At 51.3% G+C, this 13,108-nt stretch carries 17 protein-coding genes, 1 tRNA gene and 2 pseudogenes; 9 read left to right on the top strand and 11 right to left on the bottom strand.

What is annotated here, in order from left to right:
- Window positions 1–13 precede the first annotated feature (13 nt).
- The 6 genes from ccmC to OGX81_RS10380 are packed head-to-tail and all read left to right on the top strand — an operon-like array spanning window position 14 to window position 4,976.
- Window positions 14–751, top strand: a complete 738-nt coding sequence (gene ccmC, locus OGX81_RS10405) for a heme exporter protein CcmC (RefSeq protein WP_104868428.1) — start codon at window positions 14–16, stop codon at window positions 749–751.
- The gene (ccmD, locus tag OGX81_RS10400) at window positions 748–960 is read left to right on the top strand and encodes a heme exporter protein CcmD (protein WP_012131557.1); all 213 of its coding nucleotides are present in this window, start codon (window positions 748–750) and stop codon (window positions 958–960) included. The genes ccmC and ccmD overlap by 4 nt, the downstream gene beginning before the upstream one ends.
- Window positions 957–1,436 carry a cytochrome c maturation protein CcmE gene (ccmE, locus tag OGX81_RS10395; protein ID WP_012131559.1) on the top strand — a complete coding sequence of 160 codons (480 nt, stop codon included), beginning with the start codon at window positions 957–959 and terminating at the stop codon, window positions 1,434–1,436. Before ccmD ends, ccmE begins: the two co-directional genes overlap by 4 nt.
- Window positions 1,433–3,376, top strand: a complete 1,944-nt coding sequence (locus tag OGX81_RS10390) for a heme lyase CcmF/NrfE family subunit (protein WP_104868429.1) — start codon at window positions 1,433–1,435, stop codon at window positions 3,374–3,376. The genes ccmE and OGX81_RS10390 overlap by 4 nt, the downstream gene beginning before the upstream one ends.
- Window positions 3,373–3,930, top strand: coding sequence for a thiol:disulfide interchange protein DsbE (gene dsbE / locus OGX81_RS10385; RefSeq protein ID WP_012131561.1), 558 nt, complete (start codon window positions 3,373–3,375; stop codon window positions 3,928–3,930). Before OGX81_RS10390 ends, dsbE begins: the two co-directional genes overlap by 4 nt.
- On the top strand, window positions 3,927–4,976 hold the full coding sequence (locus OGX81_RS10380; RefSeq protein WP_104868430.1) for a cytochrome c-type biogenesis protein CcmH: 1,050 nt from the start codon (window positions 3,927–3,929) through the stop codon (window positions 4,974–4,976). Before dsbE ends, OGX81_RS10380 begins: the two co-directional genes overlap by 4 nt.
- A gap of 78 nt (window positions 4,977–5,054) precedes the next feature.
- On the opposite strand, the gene narP is transcribed toward OGX81_RS10380, so the two are convergent.
- The 6 genes and pseudogenes from narP to OGX81_RS10350 all read right to left on the bottom strand — a co-directional run.
- On the bottom strand, window positions 5,055–5,702 hold the full coding sequence (gene narP, locus OGX81_RS10375; protein ID WP_012131563.1) for a nitrate/nitrite response regulator protein NarP: 648 nt from the start codon (window positions 5,700–5,702) through the stop codon (window positions 5,055–5,057).
- Window positions 5,703–5,912: 210 nt separating this feature from the next.
- Window positions 5,913–5,990, bottom strand: a tRNA-Pro gene (locus OGX81_RS10370).
- A gap of 100 nt (window positions 5,991–6,090) precedes the next feature.
- Entirely contained in the window at window positions 6,091–7,269 is a 1,179-nt protein-coding gene (locus tag OGX81_RS10365; RefSeq protein ID WP_286487566.1) for a phage integrase Arm DNA-binding domain-containing protein, read from the bottom strand.
- A 2-nt stretch (window positions 7,270–7,271) separates the two neighbouring features.
- Window positions 7,272–7,481 carry a hypothetical protein gene (locus OGX81_RS10360; protein WP_058667717.1) on the bottom strand — a complete coding sequence of 70 codons (210 nt, stop codon included), beginning with the start codon at window positions 7,479–7,481 and terminating at the stop codon, window positions 7,272–7,274.
- A 42-nt stretch (window positions 7,482–7,523) separates the two neighbouring features.
- Window positions 7,524–8,108 (bottom strand): hypothetical protein, encoded by a 585-nt coding sequence (locus OGX81_RS10355; protein ID WP_286487565.1) that lies wholly within the window; start codon window positions 8,106–8,108, stop codon window positions 7,524–7,526.
- A 6-nt stretch (window positions 8,109–8,114) separates the two neighbouring features.
- Window positions 8,115–8,387 (bottom strand): annotated as a pseudogene (locus tag OGX81_RS10350) (YfdP family phage-associated protein); the annotation flags it as partial.
- A 1,180-nt stretch (window positions 8,388–9,567) separates the two neighbouring features.
- Between OGX81_RS10350 and OGX81_RS10345 the strand changes: the two are divergent.
- On the top strand, window positions 9,568–9,774 hold the full coding sequence (locus tag OGX81_RS10345) for a hypothetical protein (protein ID WP_115609166.1): 207 nt from the start codon (window positions 9,568–9,570) through the stop codon (window positions 9,772–9,774).
- Between the two features lie 27 nt (window positions 9,775–9,801).
- Here OGX81_RS10345 and OGX81_RS10340 read toward each other — a convergent pair whose 3' ends face one another.
- The 5 genes from OGX81_RS10340 to OGX81_RS10320 all read right to left on the bottom strand — a co-directional run bounded on the left by OGX81_RS10340 (window position 9,802) and on the right by OGX81_RS10320 (window position 12,160).
- Window positions 9,802–10,236, bottom strand: a complete 435-nt coding sequence (locus OGX81_RS10340; protein ID WP_286487563.1) for a hypothetical protein — start codon at window positions 10,234–10,236, stop codon at window positions 9,802–9,804.
- Between the two features lie 2 nt (window positions 10,237–10,238).
- On the bottom strand, window positions 10,239–10,874 hold the full coding sequence (locus tag OGX81_RS10335; protein WP_286487562.1) for a helix-turn-helix domain-containing protein: 636 nt from the start codon (window positions 10,872–10,874) through the stop codon (window positions 10,239–10,241).
- Window positions 10,871–11,155, bottom strand: a complete 285-nt coding sequence (locus OGX81_RS10330; RefSeq protein ID WP_200081062.1) for a type II toxin-antitoxin system HigB family toxin — start codon at window positions 11,153–11,155, stop codon at window positions 10,871–10,873. The genes OGX81_RS10335 and OGX81_RS10330 overlap by 4 nt, the downstream gene beginning before the upstream one ends.
- A 77-nt stretch (window positions 11,156–11,232) precedes the next feature.
- Window positions 11,233–11,388, bottom strand: coding sequence for a hypothetical protein (locus tag OGX81_RS10325; RefSeq protein ID WP_286487561.1), 156 nt, complete (start codon window positions 11,386–11,388; stop codon window positions 11,233–11,235).
- Between the two features lie 10 nt (window positions 11,389–11,398).
- Window positions 11,399–12,160 carry an XRE family transcriptional regulator gene (locus OGX81_RS10320; RefSeq protein ID WP_286487560.1) on the bottom strand — a complete coding sequence of 254 codons (762 nt, stop codon included), beginning with the start codon at window positions 12,158–12,160 and terminating at the stop codon, window positions 11,399–11,401.
- 49 nt (window positions 12,161–12,209) lie between these two features.
- Between OGX81_RS10320 and OGX81_RS10315 the strand changes: the two genes are divergently transcribed.
- Both OGX81_RS10315 and OGX81_RS10310 read left to right on the top strand, forming a co-directional pair.
- Window positions 12,210–12,473, top strand: a complete 264-nt coding sequence (locus OGX81_RS10315; protein WP_286487559.1) for a transcriptional regulator — start codon at window positions 12,210–12,212, stop codon at window positions 12,471–12,473.
- A gap of 28 nt (window positions 12,474–12,501) precedes the next feature.
- Window positions 12,502–13,053 (top strand): annotated as a pseudogene (locus tag OGX81_RS10310) (YmfL family putative regulatory protein).
- Window positions 13,054–13,108 lie beyond the last annotated feature (55 nt).

Raw genomic sequence — 13,108 nt, 5'->3', positions numbered from 1 at the left:
TGGTGACTGAACTATGTGGAAAACACTTCATCAACTGGCGATTCCCCCACGGCTTTATCAGATCTGTGGCTGGTTCATCCCGTGGCTGGCGATAGCCAGCGTGGTGGTGCTGGCGGTGGGCTGGGTCTGGGGGTTTGGCTTCGCGCCTGCGGATTATCAGCAGGGGCAAAGCTACCGCATCATCTACCTGCATGTCCCGGCGGCGATCTGGTCGATGGGGATTTACGCCTCGATGGCGGTCGCCGCATTCATCGGTCTGGTCTGGCAAATGAAAATGGCTAACCTGGCGGTGGCGGCGATGGCGCCTGTTGGCGCGGTGTTTACCTTTATCGCACTGGTTACTGGTTCCGCCTGGGGCAAACCGATGTGGGGAACCTGGTGGGTATGGGATGCGCGATTGACCTCTGAACTGGTGCTGCTGTTCCTGTACGTCGGGGCGATAGCGTTGTGGCACGCCTTTGACGATCGCCGCCTGGCGGGGCGCGCGGCGGGCATTCTGGTGCTGATTGGCGTCGTTAATTTGCCGATCATCCACTACTCGGTGGAGTGGTGGAATACGCTACATCAGGGATCAACTCGTATGCAGCAGAGCATTGACCCGGCGATGCGAGCGCCGCTGCGCCTGGCGATTATCGGTTATCTGCTGCTGTTTATCACGCTGGCGCTGATGCGGATGCGTAACCTGATTTTGTTAATGGAAAAACGTCGCCCGTGGGTGAGTGAACTGATTTTAAAAAGAGGCCGCCAATGACCAGCGCATTTGCATCCTGGAGTGATTTCTTTGCTATGGGCGGTTACGCCTTTTATGTCTGGCTGGCGGTTGTGATGACCGTGATCCCACTGGCGGCGCTGGTGGTGCATACCGCCATGCAGCACCGCGTGATTTTGCGCGGTGTGGCGCAGCAGCGAGCGCGTGAAGCGCGGATGCGTGCGGCGCAGGCGCAGCGGGAGGCGGCATGAATATCCGTCGTAAAAATCGTTTGTGGATAGCCTGCGCGGTGCTGGCCGGTTTGGCTCTGACTATCACGCTGGTACTTTATGCGCTGCGTTCCAATATCGACCTGTTCTATACGCCAGGCGAAATTCTCTACGGTAAACGCGAAACGCACCAACTGCCTGAAGTGGGGCAACGCCTGCGCGTCGGCGGCATGGTCATGCCCGGAAGCGTGAAGCGCGACCCGGATTCGCTGAAAGTGAATTTCAGCATCTACGACGCCGAAGGCGTGGTGGATGTGACGTACGAAGGCATTCTGCCGGATCTGTTCCGCGAAGGGCAGGGCGTGGTGGTGCAGGGGGAGCTGGGCGAGAAAAACCATGTGCAGGCGAAAGAGGTGCTCGCCAAACATGATGAAAACTATACCCCGCCGGAAGTTGAAAAAGCGATGCAGGAAAACCATCGTCGCCCGGAAAGCGTTTATAAGGATAAAGCATCATGATGCCTGAAATTGGCAACGCGCTGCTGTGTCTCGCACTCGGCGTGGCGCTGTTGCTGTCCGTTTATCCGCTGTGGGGCGTGGGGCGCGGCGATGTGCGCATGATGGCCTCGGCGAGGCCATTCTCCTGGCTGCTGTTTATCCTGGTGATGGGCGCGTTTCTGGTGCTGATCAATGCCTTCGTGGTGAATGATTTTACCGTTACCTATGTCGCCAGCAACTCCAACACGCAACTGCCGGTCTGGTATCGCGTCGCCGCGACCTGGGGAGCGCACGAAGGGTCGCTTCTGCTATGGGTATTGCTGATGAGCGGCTGGACGTTTGCCGTGGCCGTGTTCAGTCAGCGGATGCCGCTGGATATCGTCGCCCGCGTACTGGCGGTGATGGGGATGGTCAGCGTCGGTTTTCTGCTGTTTATTCTGTTCACCTCCAACCCGTTTTCCCGTACGTTGCCCAACTTTCCGATTGAAGGGCGCGACCTGAATCCGCTGTTGCAGGACCCGGGGCTGATCTTCCACCCGCCGCTGCTCTATATGGGCTATGTCGGTTTCTCGGTGGCGTTCGCGTTCGCGATCGCCGCGCTGATGAGTGGGCGTCTGGACAGCACCTTTGCCCGCTTTTCCCGTCCCTGGACGCTGGCCGCATGGGTATTCTTAACGCTGGGTATCGTGCTTGGCTCTGCCTGGGCCTATTACGAGCTGGGCTGGGGCGGCTGGTGGTTCTGGGACCCGGTGGAAAACGCCTCATTTATGCCGTGGCTGGTGGGCACCGCGTTGATGCACTCCCTGGCGGTGACTGAACAGCGCGCCAGCTTCAAAGCCTGGACGCTTCTGCTTTCAATATGCGCCTTCTCACTCTGCCTGCTCGGTACTTTCCTGGTGCGTTCTGGCGTGCTGGTGTCGGTGCATGCTTTTGCCTCCGATCCATCGCGCGGGATGTTTATTCTCGCCTTTATGGTACTGGTGATCGGCGGTTCGCTGCTGCTGTTCGCGACGCGCGGACACAAGGTTCGCTCGCGGGTGAATAATGCGCTCTGGTCGCGTGAGTCACTGCTGTTAGCCAATAACGTCCTGCTTATCGCCGCCATGCTGGTGGTGTTGCTGGGAACATTGCTGCCGCTGGTGCATAAACAGCTCGGTCTGGGCAGTATTTCAATCGGCGAACCGTTCTTTAATACCATGTTCACCTGGCTGATGGCGCCGTTCGCGCTGCTGCTGGGCATTGGGCCGCTGGTTCGCTGGGGACGTGACAGACCGCGCAAGTTGCAGCGGTTGTTGGTTATCGCGCTGGTGAGCACGTTAGTGCTGTCGATGCTGCTGCCGTGGCTGTTTGAAGACAAGATTGTCTCCATGACGGTGGTCGGGCTGGCGATGGCGTGCTGGGTATTTGTGCTGGCGGTAGCGGAAGTCGCGCAGCGCGTTTCGCGCGGTACAAAAATGACGCTCAGCTACTGGGGAATGGTCGCCGGGCACGTTGGGCTGGCGGTGACGATTGTCGGCATCGCGTTTAGCCAAAACTACAGCGTGGAACGTGATGTCCGCATGAAAGCGGGCGACAGCGTCAGCATCCACGACTATCAATTCACCTTCCGTGAAGTGAAGGAGATTACCGGCCCGAATTATCGCGGCGGGGTGGCGATTATCGGCGTGACGCGGGAAGGTAAAGCAGAAGCGACGCTGCATGCGGAAAAACGTTTTTATAACAGCACCAGCTCAATGATGACGGAAGCGGCGATCGATGGCGGGATCACCCGCGATCTGTATGCCGCTCTCGGCGAAGAGCTGGACAATGGCGCATGGGCGGTGCGCCTGTATTACAAACCGTTTATCCGTTGGATCTGGGCGGGAGGGCTGTTGATGGCGCTTGGCGGGTTGTTCTGCCTGTTTGATCCGCGCTATCGCCAGCGTTCATGCCCGCAAAAAACCGCGCCGGAGGCTGTATGAAGCGCAACGTACTGTTAATACCTTTCGTCATTTTTCTGGTTATTGCGGCGGCGTTGCTGTGGCAGCTGGCGCGTAATGCAGAAGGGGACGATCCGACGAATCTGGAATCGGCGCTGATTGGCAAACCGGTGCCGACCTTCCGTCTCGAATCGCTGGAAAATCCTGGTCAGCATTATCAGGCAGACGTGCTAACGCAGGGGAAACCGGTGCTGCTTAACGTGTGGGCGACCTGGTGCCCGACCTGCCGCGCTGAACATCAGTATCTGAATCAGCTGTCTGCGCAGGGAATTCGCGTGGTTGGCCTGAATTATAAAGACGATCGCCAGAAAGCGATTACCTGGCTGAAAGAGTTAGGGAATCCTTATGCGTTAAGCCTGTTTGATGGCGACGGTATGCTTGGGCTGGATCTGGGTGTTTACGGCGCGCCGGAAACCTTCCTGATCGACGGTAAAGGGATCATTCGTTATCGCCATGCAGGCGATCTGAACGCCAGGGTATGGGAAAGTGAAATAAAACCGCTCTGGGAGCAGTACAGCAAGGAGGCCGCGCAATGAGATTCTTACTGGGCGTGCTGATGCTGGTGATCTCCGGCTCGTCGCTGGCTGACATTGATGTTATGCAGTTCAAAGATGAAGCGCAGGAGCAGCAGTTCCGCCAGCTCACCGAGCAGCTGCGCTGCCCGAAATGCCAGAACAACAGCATCGCGGACTCTAACTCGATGATTGCCACCGACCTGCGTCAGAAGGTTTATGAACTGATGCAGGAAGGTAAAAGCAAGCAGGAGATCGTTGATTACATGGTGGCGCGCTACGGTAACTTCGTCACCTACGATCCGCCGCTGACGCCGCTTACCGTGCTGTTGTGGATCTTGCCGATTGCCGCTATTGGTGCTGGCGGCTGGATTATCTTCGCCCGTTCGCGGCGGCGCGTACGTGTAAAACAGGAAACCTTTTCTGATGAGGTGACGCCGAAGGGACGCCAGGCAGGATTATGGCTGTTTGCTCCCGGGGTTGTGATCGCGCTGATTGTCGGGGCGGTAAGTTACTACCAGACCGGTAACTATCAGCAGGTAAAAATCTGGCAACAGGCTACGGCGCAGACGCCAGCGCTGCTGGAGCGCGCGCTGGACCCTGATGCGCAGCCGCTGAATGAAGAAGAGATGACACGCCTGGCGCTTGGTTTGCGTACCCGACTGCAAAGCGATGCTGGCAATGTGGAAGGCTGGATTATGCTTGGGCGTATCGGCATGGTGCTGGGGAATGCCAGCACGGCGACGGAAGCGTATGCCAATGCGTACAGACTGGACCCCAAAAATAGCGATGCCGCATTAGGGTATGCGGAAGCGCTGACCCGTTCTTCCGATCCTGATGATAATCGTCGGGGAGGGGAGCTGTTGCGCCAGCTGGTGAGAAGCGATCATGCCAATATTCGGACGTTGAGTATGTATGCGTTTAATGCCTTCGAGCAGCAGCGTTTCGGCGAGGCGGTCGCAGCCTGGGAGATGATGCTGAAATTGCTGCCCGCCAATGATTCCCGCCGGGCAGTGATTGAACGCAGTATTAAGCAGGCATTAGCGCAGCTTTCGCCGCAGGCGGAATAAATGAGTGTGGCAAGGCCGGACGGTACTTGCCACGCGGCTTGTAGGCCCGATAAGCGTAGCGCCATCGGGCATATCTTGTTACTGCATTCCGCGTGTTTGTAAAAAGAGAATGGTCGCCGCGACGCGCGAGCGCACGTTCAGCTTTCGCAGTAAATTACGAATATGCACCTTAACCGTCTGCTCAGAAATATTCAGCACGGAGGCAATCTGTTTGTTCGACAGCCCCTGAGCCAGTTCGTGCAGCACGTCCAGTTCGCGTTCAGTGAGCACGCTAAAGGGATCTTCCTCTGCGCCAAACAGTTCCCGTTCGCGCAGGTATTCGCTGACGCGATCGCTGAATACCTTGCCGCCGTTGGCGCCAGCACGAATCGCTTCCAGCAGCACTTCCGGGTCGCTGTCTTTCAGTAAATAGCCGTCCGCTCCGGCATCAATCAGCGCGTACACGTCACTGGCAGAGTCGGAAACCGTCAGGATAATGATCTGTGCGGTGACGCCATCCCGACGCAGCGCATTCAGCGTATCAAGCCCGCTCAGGCCTTTCATATTCAGGTCAAGCAGGATCAGATCAAGATCGAGACGGCTTGCCAGATCGATAGCACTCGCCCCATCGCCAGCTTCGGCAACGACATTAAATGCGGTATCCAGTTCCAGTAATTGACGAATACCTCGTCGCATAAGTGGATGATCGTCCACAATAAGCACCTGAAAAGGCGTTGCTTCAGGCATACTATTCTCCTGAGTACATACTCGTATCATTATTGTTTTTAGCGCGAAAATCGTCCAGATTCATCGCGTTGATGAGAGAATAAATTTTACCCTATTTTGGGCATGGGTAAGTAGTAAAACCTTTTGATTATGCGGTGTTAGCACAGTACTGGAAGAGAACGGCAGGCATAAAAAAACCAACCGTAAGAGGTTGGTTTTTCTAAGGGATTTTGGTCGGCACGAGAGGATTTGAACCTCCGACCCCCGACACCCCATGACACCGCCTCAAAATACCTGAAAGCCGTACCGCGCCTGGTGTTGTATGTCGTTCGTATGTATAAACAAACAGTGCATTTTTAGCAAAATTCGCCCTATATACATCAAAGGGTTAAGTATGTGTTTCTCCCCGCTACCCCGCCTTAATTTCTCCGTGTGGAACCACAACCCAGTCGATATGGTTCTGGGTGTAAATCTTCGTCGACTTCGCATCGCTGTGGGCCATTCGGCCTTGCGGATCGATTCCCTGTTTATCAAAAAGGTGAGCGGCCAGTGCTCTGATTTCGTGAAACGTTGGCCTTTCATCCATCTTGAGGTGATCACATAGCCCGAGCCTGTCACGCAAAGATGAAAACGACCGGCTTAAATAGTCCGGGGCCACTTGCGTCGGATGAGATACCTCTTTACTCCGTTTAACCTGGCGGTCTGGTATTCTGTGGACAACGTAAGGGCTGGCTACATTATCCCTGCTGTCGTCTATTATCCGCTTTAGCTCTTCACCAATTGGGATCGCAACGTGTGACGCTTCTTTTTTCTGCACCTTCTGCCTGTGAATGTATAGCGTTCCATAAATGCCATTTTCTGGCTGTGGCAGCCAGACGCAGCCGCAAACACCGTTTTTTGGTTCCGAGATAGAGTAGCGTATTCTGGAAACTTCCAGCCTTGCGTGCGTCGTCTGTAATGCCAGATCCATTGCAGTTCTGAGCCACGGTTCAGCTGCTCGCCTGATTGCCGTAAACTGATCCAGAGATAAACGCTGTCTTTTTTTCTCTTCTATCCTGCGCATTTTTTTGCGTGTCGCCGGGTTTTCAAACATCAGTGATTCATCGACAGCATAAGAAAATAACTTTTTCAGAAAGCTAACTTTTCTGTTTTGTACGTTTGCCGACGCATCAGCATGATATTGATTGATGTATGCGTTTACGTGCTCCAGTTCGATATCACAAGCAGGGACATTAATAAAAAATTCTTTCACACGCAGGACATCATTATTCCAGTCATCAAGAGTGCTCTGTGATGGACATTCATCTTCAATAGTCCGCGCCATTATATGATCTACATGTTCGGCAAATGGTTTTGCTTCACCTGCAATTCCACCAGACTCTCTAATTAAATTTTCAATGGAAGGTGAGGTTGCTGGGCGCATTCTCAGGTTATATTCTCGGGCTATAGCAATCGCAATAGCCCTGTCTTTACCTATATTCTTTTTCTTTCCCGTAATCAGCGTAAATTTATAAACACCGCGATCTTTATCAAAAACCAGATAGTCTGGCAGATGACGGTATTCTCTTTTTCTTGGCCTTGCCGCCATGGTTAGCCCTCATTAATTAACTGGCGAACCGTGTGACTAACCATTGAGTCGACGCCCCATTTTTCTGTCTCGCAGACAAACACAGATCCATCCACGATCCTTCCCATGAGCAAACCATTTTCGACCCAACGCTTAATAGTTCGGTTGTCAGGAACAGAGTCTTTGGTAAATTCACGATTGCCCCATTGACTTGCTTTCATCAGCTTTGCCATGGCTATTTCTCCATAAAGCCCGGCTGCACCCGGGCGATAAAGTTAAATATCGTTGCTGGTGGTAGGGATGAGCTTCTGCTGGGCGGCTGCGAAATGCTCAACGCCTTTAGCCCAGATTTCTTTGATAGTTGTCCAGGTGACAGGTACTGTGATTTCAATTCTCCCGCTGCCGTCGCAGGTTTCGCACTCATCATCACCAAAACACTCAGGGCAGTTTATGAATTTCGTTTCTGAAAACTCACCGGACAGCACACTCTTTGCGCCGTTCTCAGCGGTTAGTTTCTTCGGGACCAGCACGTAACCATCCGGAGTTACCGGAGAGTTGCCAGACAGCGGGATGTATTTCACACCCCACACATCAGATGGGTCTATGCAGCCCAAAATGAAAATTGGCGCATCGCCCATTCTGCGATCGCTGTGGTAGTCAGATCGAATCCATCCAACAATATCAGGCAACTCATCACGATTACTTACAGGTTCATCGTTCTGAGCATCACGCAGAGCGTAAAAGACTTTTTTACGCAATTCGTTGAACTCTTCTGTGTGGGTGTCGCTGACTGCGTAGGGTGGCGTCAGCATGTTGAAAATCATGAAAAGCTCACGCTCTGATAACTGGATAGTTTTCACGATTTACCACATAGGGGTTTCGGTTGTGTCCTCTTCTGAGGCTTTACCGCGCGGTGTCGGGGTGCTGTAGTTCAGCTTGTGCTTGATCTTGACGCGCTTCTCTTCAACGGAATTACCCATACGCTCAAAATCAAAGGTGAGGACTACTTTGCCTTTATTGCCGTTGTTCAGAACGCCAAGCGCGGTGGTGTTAAGTGCTGCCGCGATTTTGTTCATGAACACGCCGGCATCCAGCTCGCCAAGGAAATCTGGCACTACGGTCATGCGGTCATTACTCATGGTTTTACCCTCGTTAAGGCGGCTGCAACCGCCGAACTTTCTCCATACACAACAGAGAAGGGCACCTGCATTTGTCGGCGACTGCAATCGCCTTCCTCCTGCCCGGGTGGGTTGGGTTATGAGCCCGTCGCCCGGTGATGCCCTTGTCTGTTGTGTAAAAAGGGCGGTACCGAGGTAGAACATTATCTTCGTCCCCCTTAAGGTTGAAGACCCTGGTACCGCCAAGACTACACACAGCAATACTGGAACTACGGTTATCACGGTCCTAAGCGTGATTTGGTTGTGGAGGCTGGCGCTAAGTCCAGCGCCCGGCGGTGCACGTTTATGTCTGCTTTGCCGGAACTTCACCACAACGAAGAGAGCACTGCCGGTGTCCGAATTGAACGGACCTTTTCGTTGCCCATCACCGCCATCTGTATAGCGGTGGCAGGGATTGAACCTGCCGTTATGCCTTGCTCGTCAATGCTCTCATCGTTGTGTGCTGGTCTTTCCCAGCTGTCAGCGGTCTACTTCCCGCCGTCACTGCCGTCGAGGGAGCTGGCATCTCTCCGTTTTCACAGTTGAACGTCTGCCGCTGTTGTCGGTGCTGGTGCCGCCACTGTCCAGGACATTTATAAGGACCGTCTCCAAGTGGTATCTTCCAGTCCCGGTAAGAACCCTGCGAGATGCTTACCGTGACAGGCCGTTATTCCCCGAAAAGGCTGGCGGTAGCCGGAAATACACGGGAAAACGCCGGGCCGCCAGAACAGGGATGTAATTCTTATTGCTTTAGCCTGCTTTTAACCACTTCAGGCGCTGTGGTAGGTATCTTCGGGCGGGGTGCCAGTGACTAGCTGGCAACCCTACGGTGTTCCATAGCTGGTGCCCGTGGGTTCGACGGGACCGTGTCCACCAGGTGAGCGCGCTGGATTGGTAGTCACTCCAAACCGCAACCCCTCCCGAAGATACCTGTCAGCGAATCATCCGGTCATTCATACGCCACCGGCGGCTACTTCGTTGGCGTCCTGCCTGTTCGCTGTTGATGAAATGATATTGCTACTTAAAGTAGTGAAAATCAACTACAAAAAGTAGAAAACATTATTGTACAGCCTGTTATTTTGTTAACTGAATGATTTTAATATGAATTTATTTTTAGGTATGGTGATGATATGATTAAAAAAACACCGATGGGGGAGTGGTAATGGAACGTGACGAACTGGAAGAAGACCGTGCAGCATTCATCGCCGGCGAGATTGGCGGCGTGGTTATTCAGTTAATTATTGATGGCGTTGAAATCAATCGGGACAACATCGTTGACTATCTGGAGGCCAAGCGCAGGGCGGTAGGGAATGTGATCCACAAGGGGATACTGCGCGATTCCGCTGCCATGGTGAGGAAAGGGCAATAAAAAACCCGGCGCTGTGGCCGGGTAAATTTATTCTTTATTTGTATCGATTTTTTCGCTTCCTATGGGACTTCCAATGAAGTCGAGATAAGGAAGGGGAACTCCACCGTAACCTGACATGTTTAAGATATTTTCGACATATGATTTCATGTACGGATAACAATAAGCTGGAACATCCGAACGAATTGTTAGAGATTTAGGTATACCGCTATCAACCTCCTCGTCAGACCTGAAATCAAAGTCATAAGTAAGATTTACTTCTACTTGGTGAGGTATTGTAACAAGCAGTTTATACCGAACTTTGAAAATCTTACTATCGTGAGTGTTAATATAAACTTCATTGTCGAAGTTTATAGTAGCATTGACCTCGTTTTCTGTTTTTTTTTGTTTCTTCTTCTGACTTTGCGGAGGCAAGGCCTTGAGATTAAAGTTAACTACTTTTCCTGATATTGGAGTAATTTTCATATTTACGCACGCTGGAATTCGTTAAGAGATAAAATATCGTCATTGGAAACAAAACTTTCCCCAATCTTAACTGATTTTGATAGATTATCACCCATCTGATATATATCAGTTTTAAATTGGAAACGAGTAAAAATTGTTGCAACCTCTTCATAATTGTTTGTTTTATCGGTGAATTGTGGTTGCGGTATTAATTTTTTACACGCATCACCAAAAGCAACCGCAAAGTTTTCAGCGCTGTATGCTAGTGGTGACCATTCGACGTTTTTGGTGTCTTGGATAAGTATGTCAGCAGGTATACCTAATCCTGCATGTAATCTCTTAATCATGGACAAACTTAGCGGTCTTTTGTAGTTTAAGACTTCAGACACTTTAGATGCAGAACCGATGTATTGCTTCATATCTGCTTGGGTTAGACCCTGCTGATCCATCCTGAACTTGATTGCCTCGATTGGATCTGGCTTATCCATAGGGAATTTTTTATCTTCATAATGCCCTATCAACAAACTTAAAAGCTCAAACTCTTCAAGGTCAGGGCTTCCTTCAACCAGCTCACTCTCAGCTAATTGTAATAAACGAGCCATGCCTTGTTCGTACTCTTCATGAGCCTTAAAAATTCGCCAAGCTTGTTTACCCATCATAGCCTCCATTTATCGTATTCGGCATGAGTTCCGACTCGATCAATTACAACTGTCCCTGCAACATAGATAACATGTACTACGAGACGAAAATGATTACCTTTAATGTTAAAAATAACCCGATTACCAGCAATAAAATCGGCACTGGCATACCTGTTCCGAATGTCTTGCGGCGTTTTCCACTCAGCTCGCACGACTTCGTCGTACCAAGCATCAATAGCTCCTTTAGCCTGAGAGTGCCTTAGGCAGAACTCATGAAGCTTCTCTCTACCTCTGACTATCATAATCGCAATTAGTTCCCTCTTTGGGAATTATAGTGATGTTTCCCAAAAAGGGAATCTGTTCATGTATACAGCTAACTTTAGAGTGAAAAACCAATCACGGAATTAACCACACTGGACGCCATAAACACGCCGCCAACGATGATGCTGGCCTGGTTCTTCCTGGTAGCGCCAAGAGTCAACAGAACCACTGAAAGGGCAAAGAAAGGTATCGCGATTATGCTGAACGTGTTCATGTATTTCGTCCTATAGGCGATTGTATCTAATGGACTCGTGTATCAACGCTTTACCCATTACATACAGCTGGTCTTGCGATTTTTCATCAATGTACCACTTCTCATAAGCTGGGTTATCAGAGAGAACGGCAAGGCGATCACCCTGCATCTGAAGGCGCTTGACGTGGAACGTTCTGCCGTACACGAAAGAGTAAACGCCATCAGTCTGGAAATGCCGGACTGATATATCGACGAACAGCCGATCCCCGGAAACGAGAGTAGGCGCCATGCTGTCACCATTAACAGTCATCACTTTCACGTCTTCATGAGAGCGATTTCCGAAGAGTGAGCGGGCATGCTCGGTGGTGAACTCGATTGCATACAGCACTTCAACATAGTCCGAAAGCATGTAGTTTCCGGGACCAGCACTGACCGTAAGATCGAGGACCTCTACTCGGTAGATATCGGAATTTGTTGGCAAACTCGCGCTCTCCACTCTTTTGCCTTTGTCTTTTTCACCAACCCCATACTCAAGGTAAGACGCTGACGATCCTAAGGCTCGGGCTAGCTTTTGCATAATTGCAACGCGAGGCTTTGCTGCACCGATCGTGTACCGGCGCACCATCTCGTATGTAACGCCTGTTAGCCCGGTGAGCTCAGTTACAGATATACCTCTGTCTGTCATTAGCTCATTCAGTCTCTTAGCGAAATCTGGGTGTTTTTGTTCTTCTACCATAGGTAGAAGATTACGCATATAACACGAAGTAGTCATTTCTATTTTAAGTAGTTGCATTCTGCTACTTTAAGTAGCATTATTCCTCTACACATTAGAGGAGTCCTATATGTCATCTCAAAATTTCACCGAGAAAGCTGTAAAGGCTGCTGGGAAATCTCTGTCTGAGGTAGCCCGGCGCTTTGGTTTCAGGTCAACACAATCAGTCGCTAATTGGGTGATCAACAATCAGGTTCCATCTGAAAGGGTTCTACAACTTTGTGAGTTAGGAAAGTGGGCTGTTACCCCTCATGAACTCCGTCCTGATATTTATCCAAACCCTGGTGATGGTCTTCCTGAAGAGACCACAAAAATTAGCGGAACCGCTGCGTAATAGTAACCACAGAGTCAAGGGGTTAACCGTGGGTAACGAACCTGAGTGGAAAGTGGAGCGTCAGCCAGGCTGGCTGGTGGCCGCAATTAAAAAGACCATCACCGAGCTTCCTGGCGGATATGCAGAAGCAGCGGAATGGCTGGGAGTGACAGAAAACTCTCTTTTCAATCGGCTACGCATTGAAGGAGACCAAATCTTCCCGCTTGGCTGGGCGTTAGTGTTACAGCGCGCTGGTGGCTCAAACCATATAGCTGACGCCGTAGCCCGCCATTCAAACGGTGTCTTTGTTCCACTGGCAGATGTTGATGATGTGGATAACGGGGATATCAATCAGCGCCTTATGGAGTCGATCGAATGGATTGGCAAACATTCTCACTACGTCCGTAAAGCCACTGCTGACGGAATCATTGATGAGGCAGAACGAGCTCAGATCGAGGAGAACAGTTACAAGGTCATGGCTAAGTGGCAGGAACACATCACGCTGCTGTATCGCGTTTTTTGTGTTTCTGAAAAAGAGTGACGCCCGCAGGTGTGCAGCCTCGGGCGTCTGGCGAACAACTCTTCGTGTATGGAGAAATAATCCGCATGAGCAATTTAATCGTAAATTCTCATTTACCGCAACTCAGGATGATCCC

The organism is Citrobacter sp. CK206, assembly GCF_030333125.1.
Taxonomy (GTDB): Bacteria; Pseudomonadota; Gammaproteobacteria; order Enterobacterales; family Enterobacteriaceae; genus Citrobacter_B; species Citrobacter_B koseri.
This window is presented reverse-complemented; position numbering and strand designations above follow the sequence as displayed.

Bases quoted from the DNA above. Each gene is read 5' to 3' on its own strand.
- OGX81_RS10360 (WP_058667717.1), bottom strand. From the start codon at position 7,481: ATGGCAAAGCTGATGAAAGCAAGTCAATGGGGCAATCGTGAATTTACC.
- dsbE (WP_012131561.1), top strand. From the start codon at position 3,373: ATGAAGCGCAACGTACTGTTAATACCTTTCGTCATTTTTCTGGTTATT.
- OGX81_RS10380 (WP_104868430.1), top strand. From the start codon at position 3,927: ATGAGATTCTTACTGGGCGTGCTGATGCTGGTGATCTCCGGCTCGTCG.
- OGX81_RS10345 (WP_115609166.1), top strand. From the start codon at position 9,568: ATGGAACGTGACGAACTGGAAGAAGACCGTGCAGCATTCATCGCCGGC.
- OGX81_RS10335 (WP_286487562.1), bottom strand. From the start codon at position 10,874: ATGATGGGTAAACAAGCTTGGCGAATTTTTAAGGCTCATGAAGAGTAC.
- OGX81_RS10315 (WP_286487559.1), top strand. From the start codon at position 12,210: ATGTCATCTCAAAATTTCACCGAGAAAGCTGTAAAGGCTGCTGGGAAA.
- ccmC (WP_104868428.1), top strand. From the start codon at position 14: ATGTGGAAAACACTTCATCAACTGGCGATTCCCCCACGGCTTTATCAG.
- ccmE (WP_012131559.1), top strand. From the start codon at position 957: ATGAATATCCGTCGTAAAAATCGTTTGTGGATAGCCTGCGCGGTGCTG.
- OGX81_RS10320 (WP_286487560.1), bottom strand. From the start codon at position 12,160: ATGCAACTACTTAAAATAGAAATGACTACTTCGTGTTATATGCGTAAT.
- OGX81_RS10365 (WP_286487566.1), bottom strand. From the start codon at position 7,269: ATGGCGGCAAGGCCAAGAAAAAGAGAATACCGTCATCTGCCAGACTAT.
- ccmD (WP_012131557.1), top strand. From the start codon at position 748: ATGACCAGCGCATTTGCATCCTGGAGTGATTTCTTTGCTATGGGCGGT.
- OGX81_RS10390 (WP_104868429.1), top strand. From the start codon at position 1,433: ATGATGCCTGAAATTGGCAACGCGCTGCTGTGTCTCGCACTCGGCGTG.
- OGX81_RS10340 (WP_286487563.1), bottom strand. From the start codon at position 10,236: ATGAAAATTACTCCAATATCAGGAAAAGTAGTTAACTTTAATCTCAAG.
- narP (WP_012131563.1), bottom strand. From the start codon at position 5,702: ATGCCTGAAGCAACGCCTTTTCAGGTGCTTATTGTGGACGATCATCCA.
- OGX81_RS10325 (WP_286487561.1), bottom strand. From the start codon at position 11,388: ATGAACACGTTCAGCATAATCGCGATACCTTTCTTTGCCCTTTCAGTG.
- OGX81_RS10330 (WP_200081062.1), bottom strand. From the start codon at position 11,155: ATGATAGTCAGAGGTAGAGAGAAGCTTCATGAGTTCTGCCTAAGGCAC.